The organism is Kribbella sp. CA-253562 (genome assembly GCF_050942265.1).
Lineage (GTDB): Bacteria > Actinomycetota > Actinomycetes > Propionibacteriales > Kribbellaceae > Kribbella.
On record NZ_CP192049.1, the window covers coordinates 6,690,151 to 6,706,369 of the forward strand.

The 16,219-nt window shown below is 69.8% G+C and carries 15 protein-coding genes; 10 read left to right on the forward strand and 5 right to left on the reverse strand.

Annotated elements, in window-relative coordinates; genetic code table 11:
- Positions 1-51: 51 nt before the first annotated feature.
- Complete coding sequence (locus ACQPXM_RS31495; RefSeq protein WP_432940350.1) at positions 52-669, reverse strand: MarC family protein; 618 nt, start codon at positions 667-669, stop codon at positions 52-54.
- The gene (locus tag ACQPXM_RS31500) at positions 666-1,547 is read right to left on the reverse strand and encodes a PHP domain-containing protein (protein ID WP_432940353.1); all 882 of its coding nucleotides are present in this window, start codon (positions 1,545-1,547) and stop codon (positions 666-668) included. The genes ACQPXM_RS31495 and ACQPXM_RS31500 overlap by 4 nt, the downstream gene beginning before the upstream one ends.
- Before the next feature lie 81 nt (positions 1,548-1,628).
- On the opposite strand from ACQPXM_RS31500, the gene ACQPXM_RS31505 reads away from it, so the two are divergent.
- Both ACQPXM_RS31505 and ACQPXM_RS31510 read left to right on the forward strand, forming a co-directional pair.
- Entirely contained in the window at positions 1,629-2,033 is a 405-nt protein-coding gene (locus ACQPXM_RS31505; protein WP_432940356.1) for an NUDIX hydrolase, read from the forward strand.
- Between the two features lie 42 nt (positions 2,034-2,075).
- A complete protein-coding gene (locus tag ACQPXM_RS31510; protein WP_432940359.1) occupies positions 2,076-2,840 on the forward strand; it encodes a GNAT family N-acetyltransferase in 765 nt (254 codons plus the stop codon).
- Here the strand turns inward: ACQPXM_RS31510 and ACQPXM_RS31515 are convergent.
- The gene (locus ACQPXM_RS31515; protein WP_432940361.1) at positions 2,822-3,409 is read right to left on the reverse strand and encodes a histidine phosphatase family protein; all 588 of its coding nucleotides are present in this window, start codon (positions 3,407-3,409) and stop codon (positions 2,822-2,824) included. The genes ACQPXM_RS31510 and ACQPXM_RS31515 overlap by 19 nt on opposite strands.
- A 115-nt stretch (positions 3,410-3,524) precedes the next feature.
- On the opposite strand from ACQPXM_RS31515, the gene ACQPXM_RS31520 reads away from it, so the two are divergent.
- The 6 genes from ACQPXM_RS31520 to ACQPXM_RS31545 are packed head-to-tail and all read left to right on the forward strand — an operon-like array spanning position 3,525 to position 11,066.
- Positions 3,525-4,643, forward strand: coding sequence for a LacI family DNA-binding transcriptional regulator (locus ACQPXM_RS31520; RefSeq protein WP_432940363.1), 1,119 nt, complete (start codon positions 3,525-3,527; stop codon positions 4,641-4,643).
- Positions 4,640-5,932, forward strand: coding sequence for a sugar ABC transporter substrate-binding protein (locus ACQPXM_RS31525; RefSeq protein ID WP_432940366.1), 1,293 nt, complete (start codon positions 4,640-4,642; stop codon positions 5,930-5,932). Before ACQPXM_RS31520 ends, ACQPXM_RS31525 begins: the two co-directional genes overlap by 4 nt.
- Before the next feature lie 6 nt (positions 5,933-5,938).
- Positions 5,939-6,817, forward strand: a complete 879-nt coding sequence (locus tag ACQPXM_RS31530; RefSeq protein ID WP_432940369.1) for a carbohydrate ABC transporter permease — start codon at positions 5,939-5,941, stop codon at positions 6,815-6,817.
- Positions 6,817-7,629 (forward strand): carbohydrate ABC transporter permease, encoded by an 813-nt coding sequence (locus tag ACQPXM_RS31535; protein ID WP_432940372.1) that lies wholly within the window; start codon positions 6,817-6,819, stop codon positions 7,627-7,629. Before ACQPXM_RS31530 ends, ACQPXM_RS31535 begins: the two co-directional genes overlap by 1 nt.
- Before the next feature lie 13 nt (positions 7,630-7,642).
- Positions 7,643-9,226 (forward strand): glucoamylase family protein, encoded by a 1,584-nt coding sequence (locus ACQPXM_RS31540; protein WP_432940375.1) that lies wholly within the window; start codon positions 7,643-7,645, stop codon positions 9,224-9,226.
- Between the two features lie 28 nt (positions 9,227-9,254).
- Positions 9,255-11,066: a GH39 family glycosyl hydrolase gene (locus ACQPXM_RS31545; RefSeq protein ID WP_432940377.1), complete on the forward strand. Its 1,812-nt coding sequence runs from the start codon at positions 9,255-9,257 to the stop codon at positions 11,064-11,066.
- Here ACQPXM_RS31545 and ACQPXM_RS31550 read toward each other — a convergent pair.
- A complete protein-coding gene (locus ACQPXM_RS31550) occupies positions 11,063-11,566 on the reverse strand; it encodes a MaoC family dehydratase (protein ID WP_432940379.1) in 504 nt (167 codons plus the stop codon). The two genes, ACQPXM_RS31545 and ACQPXM_RS31550, sit on opposite strands and share 4 nt — an antisense overlap.
- Before the next feature lie 156 nt (positions 11,567-11,722).
- On the opposite strand from ACQPXM_RS31550, the gene ACQPXM_RS31555 reads away from it, so the two are divergent.
- Both ACQPXM_RS31555 and ACQPXM_RS31560 read left to right on the forward strand, forming a co-directional pair.
- Complete coding sequence (locus tag ACQPXM_RS31555) at positions 11,723-12,793, forward strand: ArsR/SmtB family transcription factor (protein ID WP_432940382.1); 1,071 nt, start codon at positions 11,723-11,725, stop codon at positions 12,791-12,793.
- Positions 12,750-15,725, forward strand: coding sequence for a BTAD domain-containing putative transcriptional regulator (locus ACQPXM_RS31560; protein ID WP_432940384.1), 2,976 nt, complete (start codon positions 12,750-12,752; stop codon positions 15,723-15,725). Before ACQPXM_RS31555 ends, ACQPXM_RS31560 begins: the two co-directional genes overlap by 44 nt.
- Here the strand turns inward: ACQPXM_RS31560 and ACQPXM_RS31565 are convergent.
- Positions 15,694-16,209: a general stress protein gene (locus ACQPXM_RS31565; RefSeq protein ID WP_432940387.1), complete on the reverse strand. Its 516-nt coding sequence runs from the start codon at positions 16,207-16,209 to the stop codon at positions 15,694-15,696. The genes ACQPXM_RS31560 and ACQPXM_RS31565 overlap by 32 nt on opposite strands.
- Positions 16,210-16,219 lie beyond the last annotated feature (10 nt).

The window sequence follows — 16,219 nt, forward strand, 5'->3', positions numbered from 1 at the left end:
ACGGCGCTGGCACGGCGCCGGTCAGCCTGCCTCGATTCAGCCGGCCTTGATTCAGCCGGCCTTGATGAAGTCCGCGACCGCGTCGGCGACGAGCTGGACGGCGATGGCGCTGAGCAGGAGGCCGGCGATGCGGGTGACGAGCAGGACGCCGTTCTCGCCGAGGACGCGCATGATCAGGCCGGAGAAGCGCAGGGTCAGCCACATCACCAGGTGGATCAGTACGATGCCGACCGAGATCGCGACGACCTCGGGCAGCGATCCGTCGGCGCGCTGGACGAAGACCATCGTGGCGACGATCGCGCCGGGGCCGGCCAGCAGCGGGGTGCCGAGCGGGACGAAGGCGATGTTGACGTTCTTGGTCTGGACCGGGTCCTCGGCGGTGTCGGTCAGCAACTGCAGCGCGATCAGGAGCAGCAGCAGACCGCCGGCGGCCTGGAGCGCGGGCAGGGTGATGCCGAGGTTGTGCAGGATCTGCTGGCCGAACGCGGCGAACACCACGATCACGCCGAAGGCGACCAGCACGGCCTGCCAGGCGGCCTTCTTGCGGACCGCCCGGGACTGGCCGGCGGTCAGCGAGATGAACACCGGCACCGTGCCGGGCGGGTCCATGATCACGAACAGCGTGACGAAGACCTCGCTGAGCAGGCCGAAGTTGATCACGGAGTTCACGGCAGGTAGACCTCTGGCGCGTGCGCCCCACTGGCCGCGGCGTTGACCTTGGCGACCTCGAGCAGCCGCTGGAACTGCTCCGGGTCGGTGCCGTTCACGCCGAGATCGTGGTTGATCTTGCCCAGGCCGTGGTGGTCGCTCGAACCGGTCCAGATGATGCCGAGATCCTGCGCGATCCCGCGCAGCGTCTCCCGCGACCGCGGCGAGTGGTCCTGGTGGTCGACCTCGATGCCGGCCAGCCCGTGGTCGGCGACCAGGCGGGCGATCGTCTCCGCGGTGACGACCTTGTGGCTGGAGCGGCCCCACGGGTGCGCGATCACCGGGACGCCGCCGGCGGCGCGGACCAGGTCGATCGCGCGGCCCGGCTCGATCGCGTAGTGCGACACGTGACCCGGCCGGCCGTCGGCCAGGAACCGGTCGAACGCCTCACCGCGGTCCGCGACGGTGCCCTTGGCAACCAGGGCGTCGGCGACGTGCGGCCGGCCGACCGACGGCGTACCGGTCGCCTGGGCGAGCACTTCGTCGACGGTGAGCTGGACGCCCATGCCGTTGAGCCGGGCGACGATCGAGGGGATCCGGTCGGTCCGCCCGTCGCGCACGATCCGCAGCTCCTCGGCCAGCGGCTGGTACGACGGGTCGGGCAGGTAGCCGAGCAGGTGCACGGCGATGCCCTGCAGCTTGCAGGAGATCTCGATCCCGGGGACGAACCCGATGCCGAGCTCCTCCGCGGCGCGCCGGCCTTCGGCCCAGCCGTCGGCCGTGTCGTGATCGGTGAGCGCGATCACGTCCAGGCCGTCCCGCTTCGCGTGCGCGATCAGGACGTCGACCGGGTCGGTGCCGTCCGAGCGGTTCGAGTGGGTGTGCAGGTCGATGCGCACGAGCGATCGGGATCCCTTCTCTGGACAAAGTCTCGACAGAGATGCTATCCGGACCGCGCCCTGGTCCTTACTGTTATCCACATGGAGCGTGACCGGGTCGACTGTGTCGGAGCCCTTGTGTACGACGACCAGCGCCGCCTGCTGCTGGTCCAGCGGGCCAACGAACCCGGTCGCGGCCTGTGGTCGCTGCCGGGCGGCCGGGTCGAGCCCGGCGAGGACGACCCGACCGCCGTGGCCCGCGAGGTCGCGGAGGAAACCGGTCTCCAGGTGCGGGTCGGCGAGCTGGTCGGCGAGGTCGAGCGGGAGGCGCCCGGCCGGCGGCTGTACGTGATCCGCGACTACGAGGCCGAGCCGGTCGGCGGCACACTGCGCGCCGGCGACGACGCCGACGACGCCCGGTTCGTCAGCCGCGACGAGTTCGAGAACCTGCCGACCGCCACCCTGCTCGCCTCCACCCTCGCCCAGTGGAACGCCCTGCCCGGCTGAAATCCCGGTGCCGGTCCCCGCCAGGGGGCGGACAATGAGCCGATGGACGATCTGGCGCAAGCAGTGGAGCACAACGCGGCCGAACTGCTGATGCGGATGGGCGCGGCCGGTGGCGGCACCCAGCGCGACGACGGCGAGGTCCGCTGGACGATCGGCGGGTCACCGATCGACTACCACAACGCGGTCGTGGCGGCGGACCTGTCGAAGGCCGACCACGTGATCGCCGAGTCCGTCGAACTGATGAAGGCCCACGGCGTGCCCGGTACCTGGCACGTGGGTCCGTCGATGCGACCGCACAACCTGGCCGAACGGCTGCTGGCGGCAGGGTTCACCGACGACGGCCGCGAGCCGGCGATGGCCGTCGAGATCGCCCAGGTCACCGCCCAGACCTCGCCCGGTCTGGAGATCGCCCGAGTCCGGACCGAACAGGACCTGGCCGTCTGGGTGGACACGCTCGGCCGCGGATTCGGCGAAGGCCCCACTGAGGCCGCGTGGGTCGGCCGGATCTACCGGCAGCAAGGTTTCGACGACCCGTGGCGGCACTACCTCGCCCGACTCGACGGCGAACCGGTGGGGACGGCAACCGTCTTCCTGACTCCGGGAGTCGCCGGACTCTACTTCGTGATGACCGTGCCCGAGGCCCGACGGCAGGGCATCGGCGCCGCCATCACCCAGTACGCCGTACGAGCGGCGGCCGACGTCGCGCGGTACGCCGTCCTGGAATCCTCGGCGGCCGGGCAGCCGGTCTACCGGCGGATCGGGTTTCGTGAGGTGGGTGAGATCGCGCTCTACGCGTTCCACTGGTGAACGGCCGGCGAGCCGCGGTCCCAGCCGAGCACCGAGATCGTGGCGGTGTTCAGCACGAAGTGGCGGCCCTCGGTCACGTCGAGCTCGAGCCAGCGGGCGGTCAGCGCGCGCAGGGCGTGGGAGTGACCGAAGACCAGCACGTCGCCGTCGACGGCGGCGATCCGGGCGTTCACCCGGTCGAGGCGCGCGGCGACCTGGTCGGGCGTTTCGCCGTTGGGTACCGGATTCGCCCAGACCGTCCAGCCGGGCACGGTCTCGCGGATCTGCGCGGTGGTGATGCCTTCGTAGTCGCCGTAGTCCCATTCGACCAGGTCGTCGTCGACCTCGGCGTTCGCGAAGCCCGCCAGTTCCGCCGTCCGCCGGGCGCGTTGGCGTGGGCTGGTCAGCACCAGATCGAAGTCGTGGCCGGCCAGCCGCTCGCGCAGTTCGCCGGCGATCCGCTCACCTTCCGCGGTCAGCGGCAGGTCGGTCGTGGACGTGTGCCGGCCCGACCTGCTCCACTCGGTCTCCCCGTGCCGGACCAGCCAGAGCTGGTCCTTGCGTTCCGCTGACTCTGCGTGTGTGGTCACCGATCCATCGTCTCAGACCACGAACGCAGCGGCCGTGAACCCTTGACCAACCACCGGTTCACAGGGCAGGGTCGAAAACTGTAAGCGCTTCCACTTTTGCCGAAGGAGGCTCGCGATGCCGTCCGGACCGACCGGCAGGCCGCCGACGATCTATGACGTCGCCGCGCTCGCGCAGTTGTCGATCGCCACGGTTTCGCGCGTCCTGCAGGGCACCGGACCGGTGTCGGCGAAGGCCAGAGCCCGCGTCGACCAGGCCGCGCAGGAGCTGAACTACGTTCCGCTGCGGGCCGCCCGCAGTCTCGCGGTGCAACGGCACGAGGCGCACGGACTGGTCCTGCCCGACCTGGCCGGCCCGTTCTACGGCGACCTGCTGATGGGGTACGAGCGCTGGGCCGGCGAGCACGGGCAGAGCGTGATCCTGACCGTCACGCACGGAAACCCCGAACCCCAGCGAACAGTGCGCGACCTGGCCGGCCGGGTGGACGGGATCGTTGTCCATGGCAACGCACTCGGGCTGGACGTGATCCAGGACCTGCGCCGCGCCAAGGTGCCGGTGGTCCTGGTCGCGCACCCGCCGGTGACCGGCTGCGACTCGGTCCGGACCGAGAGCGCGGCCAGCGCCGAGCGGCTGACCACCCGACTGCTCGACCACGGGCGGCGGGACCTGCTGTTCGTCGGCGATCCGGCCAGCTCGTACGACGTGTCGGAGCGCTACGCGGGTTTCGCGACGGCGCTGCGAGCCCGCGAGCTGGACGTCCCGGAGCCCGAGCGCGTGCCACTGACGGAGGACGCGGGGGCCGGCCTGGCGACGAAGTTGCTTGCAGCAACTCCAAACGGTGCGGCGACGAGAGGCCGGACCCGGACGGGACCCGCCCGCGGGAACGGGACCGGCGGCAGGATGCCCGACGGATTGATCTGCGCCAACGACGAGTTGGCGCTGGCGGTCGTCCAGACGCTGCGAGACGGCGGCGTCGGCGTACCGGACGACGTCGTGGTGACGGGGTGGGACGACGTGATGGCCGCGCGGTACGTGTCGCCGGGGCTGACGACCGTCCGGCAGCCGATGGCCGAGCTCGGCCGGCTGGCCGCCTTACGACTGCACGAACGCGTGACCGGGGAACGCACCCGCGCGCGCAACGACGTACTACCCACAGAGCTCGTGCTGCGCGCGAGTTGCGGCACGCACCCGGGGGACGGCACGGACAGCAGTAACCGACTGAGGAGACGAGCATGATCACCCAGAGCACCCGCAGCCGGCTGGTGACCGGCGGCGCCGTACTCACCGCCGCGGCACTGGCCCTGTCCGGCTGCGGCCGGTCCGAGGACTCCCCCGAGGCGGCACCGCAGGCGACCACCAGCATCGGCAGCGACCCGGCCACCGGCAACCTGACCGTCTGGGCGATGGGCACCGAGGGCGAGAACCTGCCCAAGCTGACCAAGGAGTTCGAAGCCGCCAATCCCGGCACCAAGGTGACGGTGACGCCGATCCCTTGGGATTCCGCACACAACAAATTCACCACCGCGATCACGGCGCAGTCGCTGCCGGACGCCGCGATGGTCGGCACCACCTGGATGGGCGAGTTCGCCGATCTCGGCGCGCTCGACCCGACGCCGGCCGGGATCGACACCAGCAGCTTCTACCCCGGCGCGCTGGACACCACCAAGGTGAAGGACGTCAGCTACGGCGTGCCCTGGTACGTCGAGACGCGGGTCGTCTACTACCGCAAGGACCTGGCCGCCAAGGCCGGCATCACCACGCCGCCGACCGACTGGGACGGCCTGAAGGCGATGGCCAAGGCGATGCAGGACAAGGCCGGCGCGAAGTACGGCATCAACCTGCAGCCCGGTGGTCAGGGCTCCTGGCAGACGGTGATGCCGTTCGCCTGGTCGGCCGGTGCGAACATCACCACCGACGACGAGAAGGAGTTCACCTTCGACACCCCGGAGATGCAGGAGGGGCTGAAGTACTACCAGTCCTTCTTCACCGAGAAGCTGGCCGGCACCGACCTGCCGCCGAACCAGACCGAGGCGCAGTTCGTCAGCGGCCAGGTGCCGATGTTCATCTCCGGCCCGTGGATGGCCGGGTCAATCGCCAAGCTCGGCGGCGAGAAGATCAAGCCGAACATCGGTGTGTTCGAGCTGCCGAAGAACAAGACCTCCACGTCGTTCGTCGGCGGCAGCAACTTCGTCGTGTTCAAGGCGAGCAAGAACAAGGACAGCGCCTGGAAGCTGGTGAAGTGGCTGTCCGACGCCAAGACCCAGGCGAACTGGTTCAAGCTGTCCACCGACCTGCCGGCCGTGCAGAGCGCGTGGCAGGACCCGAGCATCGCCAACGACCCGCTGCTGCCGGTGTTCGGCAAGCAGCTGGAGACCGCGAAGGCACCGCCGTCGATCGTCAGCTGGGAGCAGGTGGCGACCGCGTTCGACGCCGAGATCGAGAAGATGGCCAAGGCCGGTCAGTCCCCCGCCGAGACCGCGAAGGCGATCCAGACCAAGGCTTCGTCGATCGGCACCGGTAGCTGATCGAGGATGCGATCTCACAGGCGCGAGACGGCCGCCGCGTGGATCCTCGTCCTGCCGTTCGTGGTGCTGTTCCTGGCCTTCACGGCCGGGCCGGTGCTGGGCTCGTTCGGGATGAGCTTCACCGACATCAAGCAGCGCGACCTGCGCACGCCGTTCGCGGTGAACGGCGTCGGGCTGGACAACTACGTCAAGGCGCTGTCCGACGAGACCTTCCGCAAGGCCGCCTTCAACACGGCGTACTTCGTACTGATCGGGGTGCCGCTGACGCTGGTCGTCGCGCTGGCGGCCGCGGTGCTGCTGGACCGGGGCATCAAGCGGTTCCAGGGGTTGTTCAAGGTGGGCTACTACCTGCCGGTGGTGACCTCGATCGTCGCGATCGCGGTGATCTGGCGGTTCGTGCTGGCGCCGGAGGCCGGGCTGCTGAACACCGTGCTCGGCTGGTTCGGCGTCGACGGGCCGAACTGGCTGGCCTCGAAGACCTGGGCGATGCCGTCGCTGATCGCGATGGCGGTCTGGCGCAACTTCGGCTCGGCGATGATCATCTTCCTGGCCGGGCTGCAGGGCATCCCGCAGACCGTCGAGGAAGCCGGCCAGATCGACGGTGCGGGCCCGTGGCAACGGTTCAGGTACCTGATCCTGCCGTTGCTGCGGCCGACCGTGCTGTTCACCAGCGTGACCACCGGGATCGGCTACCTGCAGTTCTTCGAGGAGCCGTTCGTGATGACCCAGGGCGGACCGCTGAACTCGACCATCTCGGTGTCGATGTACACCTACCAGCAGTTCGGCTTCGGCAACTACGGCCTGGCCACGTCGATGGCCTACCTGCTGTTCGTGGTGATCGCCGTGATCACCTTCATCCAGTTCCGGCTGCTGAGGGAGAAGTGATGCGCCGTACCTGGTGGATCTACCTGATCGCCGTGCTCGGGCTGGTCGCGGTCGCCGCGCCGTTCGTCTGGATGCTGCTGGGCAGCTTCAAGACCCAGGGCGAACTGCTCCGGGTGCCGCCGACGTGGTTGCCCGAGGCACCGACCACGCAGAACTACGACGACCTGTTCGGCAAGGCCAACTTCCCGCGCTACTTCCTCAACTCGACCGTGGTCGCCCTGGTGGTGACGGCGGGCAACCTGATCTTCTGCTCGATGATCGGGTACGCGCTGGCCAAGCTGCGGTTCCGGGGCCGCAACGCGTTGTTCGTGCTGGTGCTGGCGACGCTGATGGTGCCCGGCATGGTCACCTTCGTGCCGCTGTTCGTGTTCGTCACCAACGCCGGGCTGGCCAACAGCTATCCCGGCCTGATCCTGCCGTTCCTGGTCTCGCCGTTCGGCGTTTTCCTGATGCGGCAGTTCTTCTCCGGGCTGCCGGACGACCTGATGGACGCCGGCCGGGTGGACGGCACCAGCGAGCTGGGCATCTTCGCCCGGATCATGCTGCCGCTGACCCGGCCCGCGCTGGCCACGCTCGGCATCCTCACCTTCCTCGGCTCCTGGAACAACTTCCTCTGGCCGCTGGTGATCGCCCAGACCGAGGACAAGTACACCCTTCCCGTCGCCCTGGCGCTGTACTCGACCGGGCAGAACGCGCAGAACTACGGCCTGCTGATGGCCGGCGCGGTCGTGGTCGTCGTACCGGTGCTGGTGATGTTCGTGGTGTTCCAGCGTCATGTCACCAGAGGCATCGCGATCACCGGACTCAAATAGAAGGAGACGCACGATGACCGCCAACATCAGTCGCCGCACCTTGTTAGCCGCCACCGGAACCGCCGCACTCGTCGGGACCGCGCTTCCGGCGTACGCCGAACCCCGCTCCCCCGCCGAGCTGCTCAAGGGCGGGTGGAAGCCGAGTCGTCAGGACAAGGCCCTGGTCGGCCGCTGGGCCCGCGACACCTGGCGCAGTCTGGTCGCGATGACCGACGAGAAGACCGGACTGCCCGCCGACAACATCGGGGCATCGGTCACCGATCCGGTGCGCAGCAGGTACACCTCGCCGACCAACATCGGCGGTTACCTGTGGAGCACGGTGGTCGCCCGCGAGCTGGGCATCATCTCCCCGCAGGAGTCGCTGCGCCGGCTCACCCAGACCCTCACCACGATGACGAGGGTCGATCACCACGACCCGAGCGGCATGTACTTCAACTGGTACGACGAGTCGACCGGTGAGGTGCTGCGCGTCGACCCCGACGGGACCAAGGCGATCACGCCGTTCGTGTCCAGCGTGGACAACGGCTGGTTCGCGGCCGCGCTGATGGTGGTGCGCAACGCCGAGCCGCGGGTCCGCCGGCTGGCCGACTCCCTGCTGGGCAAGATGAACTTCGCCTACTACTACAACCCGAACGCGCGGCCGGGCGTCGGCGCCGGGCTGATGCGCGGCGGCTTCTTCGAGACGCCGCCGCCGGACGAGGAGACCGACAAGGGCAACCACGCCGGCACCGGCCCGGACGTGTACTACCGCAAGTTCCACTACGACACCTGCAACACCGAGGCCCGGATCGCGCCGTACATCGGGATCGCGCTCGGTCAGGTGCCGCCGGAGCAGTACTTCGCGACGTACCGGACCTTCCCCGACTCGTGCGACTGGTCGTGGGTCGAGCAGCGCCCGAAGGGTGTGCACCGGACATATCTGGGCATCGACGTCTTCGAGGGCAGCTATTCCTACCGCGGGATGCGGCTGGTGCCGTCGTGGGGCGGCGACATGTTCGAGTCGCTGATGCCGGACCTGTTCGTGCCCGAGGGACGCTGGGCGGCGAAGAGCTGGGCGATCAACCACCCGCTGACCGTGCGGGCGCACATCGAGCACGGGCTCGACGAGGCGAAGTACGGGTACTGGGGCTTCTCGCCGGCCTCCAACCCCAAGGGCGGCTACAGCGTGTACGGCGTGGACGCGATCGGCATGGATCCCGGCGGCTACCCGTCGGACCTCGAGGCGACCAACTACGACGCCGGCTTCGAGGGCTGCCGCGAGGGCACCAATCCGAACCCGGCGTACGGCGACGGCGTGGTCACCCCGCACGCGGCGTTCCTGGCGATGCAGTACGCGCCGCGGCAGGCGATCGACAACCTGGCGAAGATCGAGTCGAGCTTGCAGGCCTACGCCGGCGGCGGGTTCTACGACTCGGTCGCGGTGAAGTCCGGGCTGATCGCCAAGCGGTACCTGTCGCTGGACCAGGCGATGGTGATGGGGGCCATCGGCAACGTGTTCGGCCAGGACGTGATCCGGCGCAACTTCAGCCGCGGTGCCGTCGAGCGCCGGGTGAAGCCGCTGATCGCGATGGAGCAGTTCACCGCCGGGCTCGACTGACACGACCACCACGGGAGAATCGACGAGTATGCACAGTGACGCCAAGGCCGACTGGGACGCCCGGATCGCGATCCGCAGCGACGAGGACCGGGAGTTCGCGTTCCCCGACCTGGACCCGCCCAAGGAGGTGAGCGCGGTCGGTGGCGTCGGCCAGGTGACGATCAACTGGTCGCCGGTGCCCGGCGCGGTCGGGTACCTGATCCTGCGCGGACCGGAGGACGGGCCGCTGGAGCCGGTCGACCACCACAGCGGGGACGTGCTGTCGGTGCCGGCGCCGCCGTACGTCGACACCACCTGCACGCCCGGTACGCCGTACCGGTACGCCGTGGCGAGTGTGCCGGAGGTGACGGTGGCCGGCCGGGCCAGCGACGTCGTCGGGGCCGTGCCGCTGCTGGCTGACGGCTCGGTACCGGTCGTGCGGGTGGAGGTGGACGCACATGCTGAGGGAGTCGAGCTGCCGCGCCCGTGGGTGCCGATGGTGGGCAGCGAGCGGCTCAGTCAATTGCTGTGCACGGACCTGAGCGGCGGCCGGGAGATCGGGCCGGAGCTGGAGCAGGCGCTGCGCCGGATGCACGACGAGATCGGCGTACGGACCGTGCGGGCGCACGCGATCTTCCACGACGACACCCGGGTCTACACCGAGGTGGACGGAGAGCCGGTCTACGACTTCACCGTGGTGGACGCGATCTACGACAAGCTGCTCGGTCTCGGCCTGCGGCCGGTCGTCGAGCTCGGGTTCATGCCGCGCGATCTGGCCTCGGACCCGTCGAAGACCGTCTTCGAGTACGGCGCGATCATCTCGCCACCGCATTCGTTCGAGCGCTGGGGTGAGCTGATCCGCGCACTGGTGCAGCACCTGATCGACCGCTACGGCTTGGATGAGGTGCTCGGCTGGGACTTCGAGGTCTGGAACGAGGCGAACCTCGAGGTGTTCTGGTCCGGCACCAAGGCCGAGTGGATGCGCCTGTACGACGTGTCGGCGGCCGCGGTGAAGTCGGTCGACCCGCGCCTGGCGGTCGGTGGACCCTCGTCGGCCGCGGCCGGCTGGGTCGACGACCTGCTCGCGCACGCCGCTTCCGTGGGGTCCCCGGTGGACTTCGTCACGACGCACACCTACGGGAGCCCGCCGCTCGACGTCCGGGCCTCGCTGGAGCGGCACGGGTTCGGCGACGCGCGGATCCTGTGGACGGAGTGGGGCGTCACGCCGACCCACTTCAACCCGATCAACGACTCGGTGTTCTCCGGGATCTTCCTGCTACGCGGTATGAAATCGGCCGCCGGCCGGGTGGACGCGCTGGCGTACTGGGTGGCCTCGGACCACTTCGAGGAGCTCGGCCGGCCGCCGCGGTTGCTGCACGGCGGCTTCGGCCTGCAGACGGTCGGCGGGCTGCCGAAGCCGCGTTTCCACGCGATGTCGCTGCTCAGCCGTCTCGGCCCGGTCCAGCTCCCGGTCGCCGCGGAGGGCGACGGCGCCGGCAGCCTGGTCGAGACCTGGGCCTCGCGCGATCGGGACCGGGTCGCCGTCCTGCTGTGGAACCTGACCCTCGACCAGACCAAGGCCGACGGGGACCCGGCACTCACCCGCACGGTGGAGCTGTCGGTGCCCGGAGTGGACGCCGGCTGGGCCGCGACTGCGACGTACCTGACCCCCAACGGATCAGGTGACCTGGCTGCCGCAGCCGCTGAGCTGGGCGTGGGTGACTGGCCGACCGACGAGCAGTGGACACAACTGGCGGCTCATTCGACGCTGAAGAGTGAGCGACTGGCTCGGGACGGCGAGGCGGTGCGGCTGACGCTGACCATGCCGTCCGCCGTACTGGTGGAGTTCCGGCCGGTCTAACTGAGTGGCGTGGGGCGGCCGGGTTGTTCGCCGCCCCGCGCTTCCAGGTAGGAGTTCTTCGGGACCATCACCTTGCGCTTGAACAGGCAGACCACCGTGCCGTCCTGCTTGTAGCCCTTGGTCTCGACGTACACGACGCCGCGGTCGTCCTTGGACTTGGACTCCCACTTGTCCAGGACGACGGTCTCGCCGTAGATCGTGTCGCCGTGGAAGGTGGGCGCGATGTGCCGCAGCGACTCGATCTCCAGGTTGGCGATCGCCTTGCCGCTGACGTCGGGCACCGACATGCCGAGCAGGATCGAGTAGATGTAGTTGCCGACTACAACGTTCTTGCCGAACTGGGTGGTCTGCTCGGCGTAGTGGCTGTCCAGGTGCAGCGGATGGTGGTTCATCGTCAGCAGGCAGAACAGGTGGTCGTCGTACTCGGTGACCGTCTTGCCGGGCCAGTGCTTGTAGACCGCGCCGACCTCGAACTCCTCGTAACTGCGCCCGAACTGCATCCGTGCTCCTTCCGTTCCGGCCCATGCTGCCCGGTCGCCGCGGGGCCGCGCAGCCCCCACGCCCAGTGGCCTTGCTCTCACGCCCGCTCGAAGGCCGAGTGGCGTTCGTCTCACCGGACGTGAGCGATCGGTGAGCGGCAGGTGTTTGCCTGGCAGGTGCCACTGGACTTCTGGGGGAAGGACACCATGCTGCGGATCCATTTCACCGCCGACGACCTGGCCCGGACCAGCCTCGCGGCCGAACCGGACGAGCTCTGGGAGGTACTGCTCAGCCTGCACATGCTGCAGGTCGAGGACGGTCCGGTCCCGTACGGCGCCTGGCGGCAACGGATGCGGCGGCGACTCCCGCGCGAGACGATCGGCCCGCTGGCCGCGCTGGCGCCTCCGATCGGCTACTCCCCCGACTTCCTCACCCCGCCCGACTCCACCGGCGGGTTCGAGGCCGCGCTGGACCAACTGCTGTCGACTCCGCGGCACCGCGTCCGGGAGGACCTGTCCATGCTGGCGACCCGGCGGACTGCCTCGAGCTGGGTCCGGGAGCTGTCCGACGCCCGGCCGGACTCGCTGAACCGACTCGGCCACGCCGTCCGGGTCTACCACCGATCCGCGCTCGCGCCGTACTGGTCGTCGCTGCGCGGCGCCGTGCGGGCCGACCAGCGGCACCGGCTGGAGCGGATGTCGACGGGTGGCGTCGGAGCCGTGCTGGCCGAGCTGCACCCCGGTGTGCGCTGGCGGAACCAGGTGCTGGAGATCCCGAAGTTCCCGGACGAGGAGGTCCGGCTGGACGGTCGCGGGATCCGGCTGCAGCCGTCGTACTTCTGCTGGCGGGCCCCGACGAAGCTGGGCGACCACGACCTGCCGCCCGTACTGGTCTACCCGATCCGGAACGCCGCCGGCCTGCAGCTGGACCGATCGCCGAGCGACTCCGAGCAGAGCCTGGCCGCACTGCTCGGCCGGACGCGGGCGAATGTGCTGGCCCTGACGGTCGACGGTTGTACGACGACCGAGCTGGCCAGGGCCTGCAAGATCACCCTGGCGACCGCCAGCCACCAGACCGCCGTACTGCGTGATGCGGGGCTGATCGAGTCGCGGCGGTACGGCAAGTCGGTGCGGCATCAGGTGACCGGTCTCGGCCGTGCGCTGCTGAACGGGCTCGACCCCTGGTCAGGGGACACTGACCCGCATGACGACCGCCTATCGCCTTCTGGGACCCATCGCGGTCCTTGAAGAGGGGCGGGAGATCCGGATCGGGGCGCCGCGGCTGCGGACCCTGCTGGCGGCGTTGCTGGTCAACGCCAACCAGACCGTGACCGCGTCCGAGCTGGTCCACTGGTTGTGGGGTGGTGAGCCGCCGGCGCAGCCGCAGCGCGCACTGCACACCGCCGTGTTCCGGCTGCGCGGTCTGCTCGGTCCGACGACCCAGCTGGAAACCGTCGCAGGGGGCTACCGGCTGCGGCTGCAATCCGGCCAGCTGGACCTGGACAGGTTCCGGCAGCTAGTGGCCGCCGGAACCGCCGACAGTCTGACCAAGGCACTCCGGCTCTGGAACGGCGAACCGCTGACCGGCGCCTTGGACCACCCGGTCGTCGTCGACCAGCGGGCGGTCCTGGTCGAGCAGTGGCTGCGGGTCACCGAGCAGCTGATCGACGCTCGACTCGAGCAGAACGAGCACAACGAGCTGATCGCCGACCTGACCGCGCTGACGAAGCAGTACCCGCTGCGGGAGCGGTTCTGGGCCCAGCTGATGCTGGCGCTGCACAGGTCGTCCCGGCAGGCCGACGCGCTCGCGGCGTACCAGGAGCTTGCCGAGCTGCTGCGCGAGGAGCTGGGAATCGACCCGGGCGAAGAGGTCCGGCGGCTGCACCAGCTCGTGCTGTCGGGTGAGGAGGCGCGCGGGCCGGACTGGCAGGTGCACCGGCAGCTGCCGATCGACATCGGCGACTTCGTCGGCCGGTACGACGAGGCGGACGCGATCGTGGACCGGCTGACCAGTCCGTCCGGCGTTCCGGTGGTGACGATCAGCGGACCACCCGGCGCCGGGAAGACGGCGCTCGCCGTACGGGTGGCGCATAGGTTGAGGGACGAGTACCCGGACGGACAGTGGTTCGTGCGGTTGGAGGGAGCCGGGGACTCGGAGAAGAATCCCTGTGAGGTGCTGCGCGGTTTGCTCGAACTGGCGGGTGCCGAAGTCCTGACTGGCGATGTCGACACGCTCTCGGCTCGTTTGCGGTCGCTGCTGGCCGGTCGACGCGTCCTGATCCTGCTGGACGATGCCAAGGACTCGCAGCAGGTCCGGCCGTTGCTGCCGGGGTCGCGGGACAGCGCCGTACTGGTGACCAGCCGGAACGACCTTGCTGGGTTGAGCGTGCTGGACAGCGCACTCGGTACGACGGTCGCCGTACTGGAGGAGGACGAGGCCGTCGACCTGCTGCGGGCCGTGATCGGCGCCGCGCGGGTGGACCGAGAGCCCGCGGCCGCCGCCGAGCTGGCCAGGCTGTGCGGCCACCTGCCACTGGCGTTGCGCATCGCGGCCAGCCATCTGGCCGGGCGACCCGAGGAGTCCATCGCCTCGTACGCCGAACAGTTGCGCGGCGGGGACCGGTTGTTCGCGCTGTCGCTCATCGGTGAGCCCGACGCCGCGGTAGAGGTCGCCTTCCACCGTTCGTACGTCGCACTGACCCCGGACTCGCAGCGGCTTTTCGCCTTGCTGGGTGTCGTTCCCGGGCCTGACGTGACTGCCGAGGCCGCTGCGGCGCTGCTCGGTACGACACCGGTCGTAGCGGGCCGGCTGCTCGACACACTGGTCACCGCGAACCTCCTGGTCCGCCAGCAGGACCGCTACCGCATGCACGACCTCCTCCGCCTGTACGCCGAACAGCGGGCAGCCGTCGCGGACGATGTCGACGACGCGTGGGCCAGGCTCTGCGAGTGGTACCTGCGCACGGCCGACGCGGCGACGCAGCACGCGTACATGCCGTCGGTGCGACTGACTCCGCCGCTCGGCGGATCCGCTCCAGCGTCCGCGCACTGGCTGGAGGACGAGGAGGCCAACCTCGTCGCGGTGATCAAGCGGGCGGCGGAGCGTGGGCCGTACGAGACAGCGTGGCGGCTTGCCGACGTACTGCGGCAGTACCTGACGCTCCAGCACCGAGTGGATCCCTGGCGGACAGCAGTCATGGCCGGGCTCGCGGCAGCCCGTACGACGAGCCACCTCGGCGGTCAGGGAGCGATGCTGCACAGCCTGGGAGCCCTGCAGTTCATCAGCGGGGACAACGCGGCGGCGATCGCCTCCGGCGAGCAGGCTGCCGAGCTCTACCACCGAGCCGGCTTCGGTCTCGGCTACGCGGCTCTGCTCTGCAACCTGGGCATGGCGCACGACGACCAGGGCGAGTCGGAGCGGGCCGCCGAGCTGCTGCGGCGAGGCGTCGACGCACTCCGCGAGTACGACCAGCCGGCCGCGCTGGTGAACGCGCTGAACAGCCTGAGCAACGTCGAGTGCAACCTGGGCGATCTGGAGGCCGCCCTGGCGGCCGCGGAGGAAGCCGTCGCAACGGCACCTGACGAACGCAGCCGCACGATCTCGTTGTTCAACCGTGGTGTCGCGCTACGTCTGCTGGGCGAGCTGCACGAGGCCGAGCGGGACCTGGCGGAGGCCGCACAGTCCGTCGACGACGCACTGCCGCTGCAGTACGAGTCCGCTTTGCTGTACGCGGATCTCGGGTATCTGGAGGAAGCGGAGAGCTGGGCCCGGCAGGCCCTGACCCGCAGCCGCGGCAACGGCCAGCCCTGGCACGAAGCGGCGTCGCTGAACGCGCTGGGCACGATCTACCGCCGCCGCGGCCGCTGGAACGCCGCGGTCCGGTTCCACCAGGCCGCCGGCGGGATCGCTCGAAGCAACGGGCACCGAGCCACCGTCGCGGAATCGGTGCTCGGTCTGGCCGCAGCGGATCTCGGCCAGGGGCAGGGCGAGCGAGCGGGCGACCTGGCCAGACAGGCCCTGCTGGCTGCGCGCCGGCTCGGGCACCGCATCCTCGCCTGCCGTGCCTTGCTGCTGCTCGCCGTCCTGGAACCGGCAGCCGGCCACGCTGCCGAAGCAGCCGCGCTCCAGGAGGAGACGGGTTATCGCCCTAGCTGGACTGCTCCGGCAGCCGGGGGCTGACCTCGCCCTTGAGCGCGAGCTTGGCCAGGTGGTTGCGGGCCTCTTCGGCGTACTTGAAGTCGCAGAGCACGTCGTACGTCGTCGCGACGACCGCTGTACGCGAGGTGAAGTCGCGGCGGCCGCCGAGCTGGGCGTAGCCGATCGCACCGAACGCCATCCCGAACAGGGCGCCGAGCACCACACCGGTGACCAGCGCGGCCAGCCAGCCCCCGTCGGTGGTGAACAGGCCGAGCAGCACGCCGACGAACAGGCCGAACCACGCGCCGCTGGCCAGTCCGGCGGTCAGCGCCCGGCCCCAGGTCAGCCGCCCGGTGATCTTCTCCACCTGCCGCAGGTTGTTGCCGACGATCGTGGTGTGCTCCACCGGGAACTTCTCGTCCGAGAGGTAGTCGACTGCGCGCTGCGCCTGCAGGTAGGTGTCGTACGTGCCGATCGTCAACCCCGTCGGCCGGGGGTCCATCGAGGGCATGCGCTGGGTGGTCATCGTCGTTCCT

What these genes read in the sequence shown, in the direction of transcription:
- ACQPXM_RS31510 (WP_432940359.1), top strand. Translation starts at nt 2,076, where the DNA reads ATGGACGATCTGGCGCAAGCAGTGGAGCACAACGCGGCCGAACTGCTG.
- ACQPXM_RS31535 (WP_432940372.1), top strand. Translation starts at nt 6,817, where the DNA reads ATGCGCCGTACCTGGTGGATCTACCTGATCGCCGTGCTCGGGCTGGTC.
- ACQPXM_RS31565 (WP_432940387.1), bottom strand. Translation starts at nt 16,209, where the DNA reads ATGACCACCCAGCGCATGCCCTCGATGGACCCCCGGCCGACGGGGTTG.
- ACQPXM_RS31525 (WP_432940366.1), top strand. Translation starts at nt 4,640, where the DNA reads ATGATCACCCAGAGCACCCGCAGCCGGCTGGTGACCGGCGGCGCCGTA.
- ACQPXM_RS31505 (WP_432940356.1), top strand. Translation starts at nt 1,629, where the DNA reads ATGGAGCGTGACCGGGTCGACTGTGTCGGAGCCCTTGTGTACGACGAC.
- ACQPXM_RS31520 (WP_432940363.1), top strand. Translation starts at nt 3,525, where the DNA reads ATGCCGTCCGGACCGACCGGCAGGCCGCCGACGATCTATGACGTCGCC.
- ACQPXM_RS31560 (WP_432940384.1), top strand. Translation starts at nt 12,750, where the DNA reads ATGACGACCGCCTATCGCCTTCTGGGACCCATCGCGGTCCTTGAAGAG.
- ACQPXM_RS31540 (WP_432940375.1), top strand. Translation starts at nt 7,643, where the DNA reads ATGACCGCCAACATCAGTCGCCGCACCTTGTTAGCCGCCACCGGAACC.
- ACQPXM_RS31530 (WP_432940369.1), top strand. Translation starts at nt 5,939, where the DNA reads ATGCGATCTCACAGGCGCGAGACGGCCGCCGCGTGGATCCTCGTCCTG.
- ACQPXM_RS31545 (WP_432940377.1), top strand. Translation starts at nt 9,255, where the DNA reads ATGCACAGTGACGCCAAGGCCGACTGGGACGCCCGGATCGCGATCCGC.
- ACQPXM_RS31550 (WP_432940379.1), bottom strand. Translation starts at nt 11,566, where the DNA reads ATGCAGTTCGGGCGCAGTTACGAGGAGTTCGAGGTCGGCGCGGTCTAC.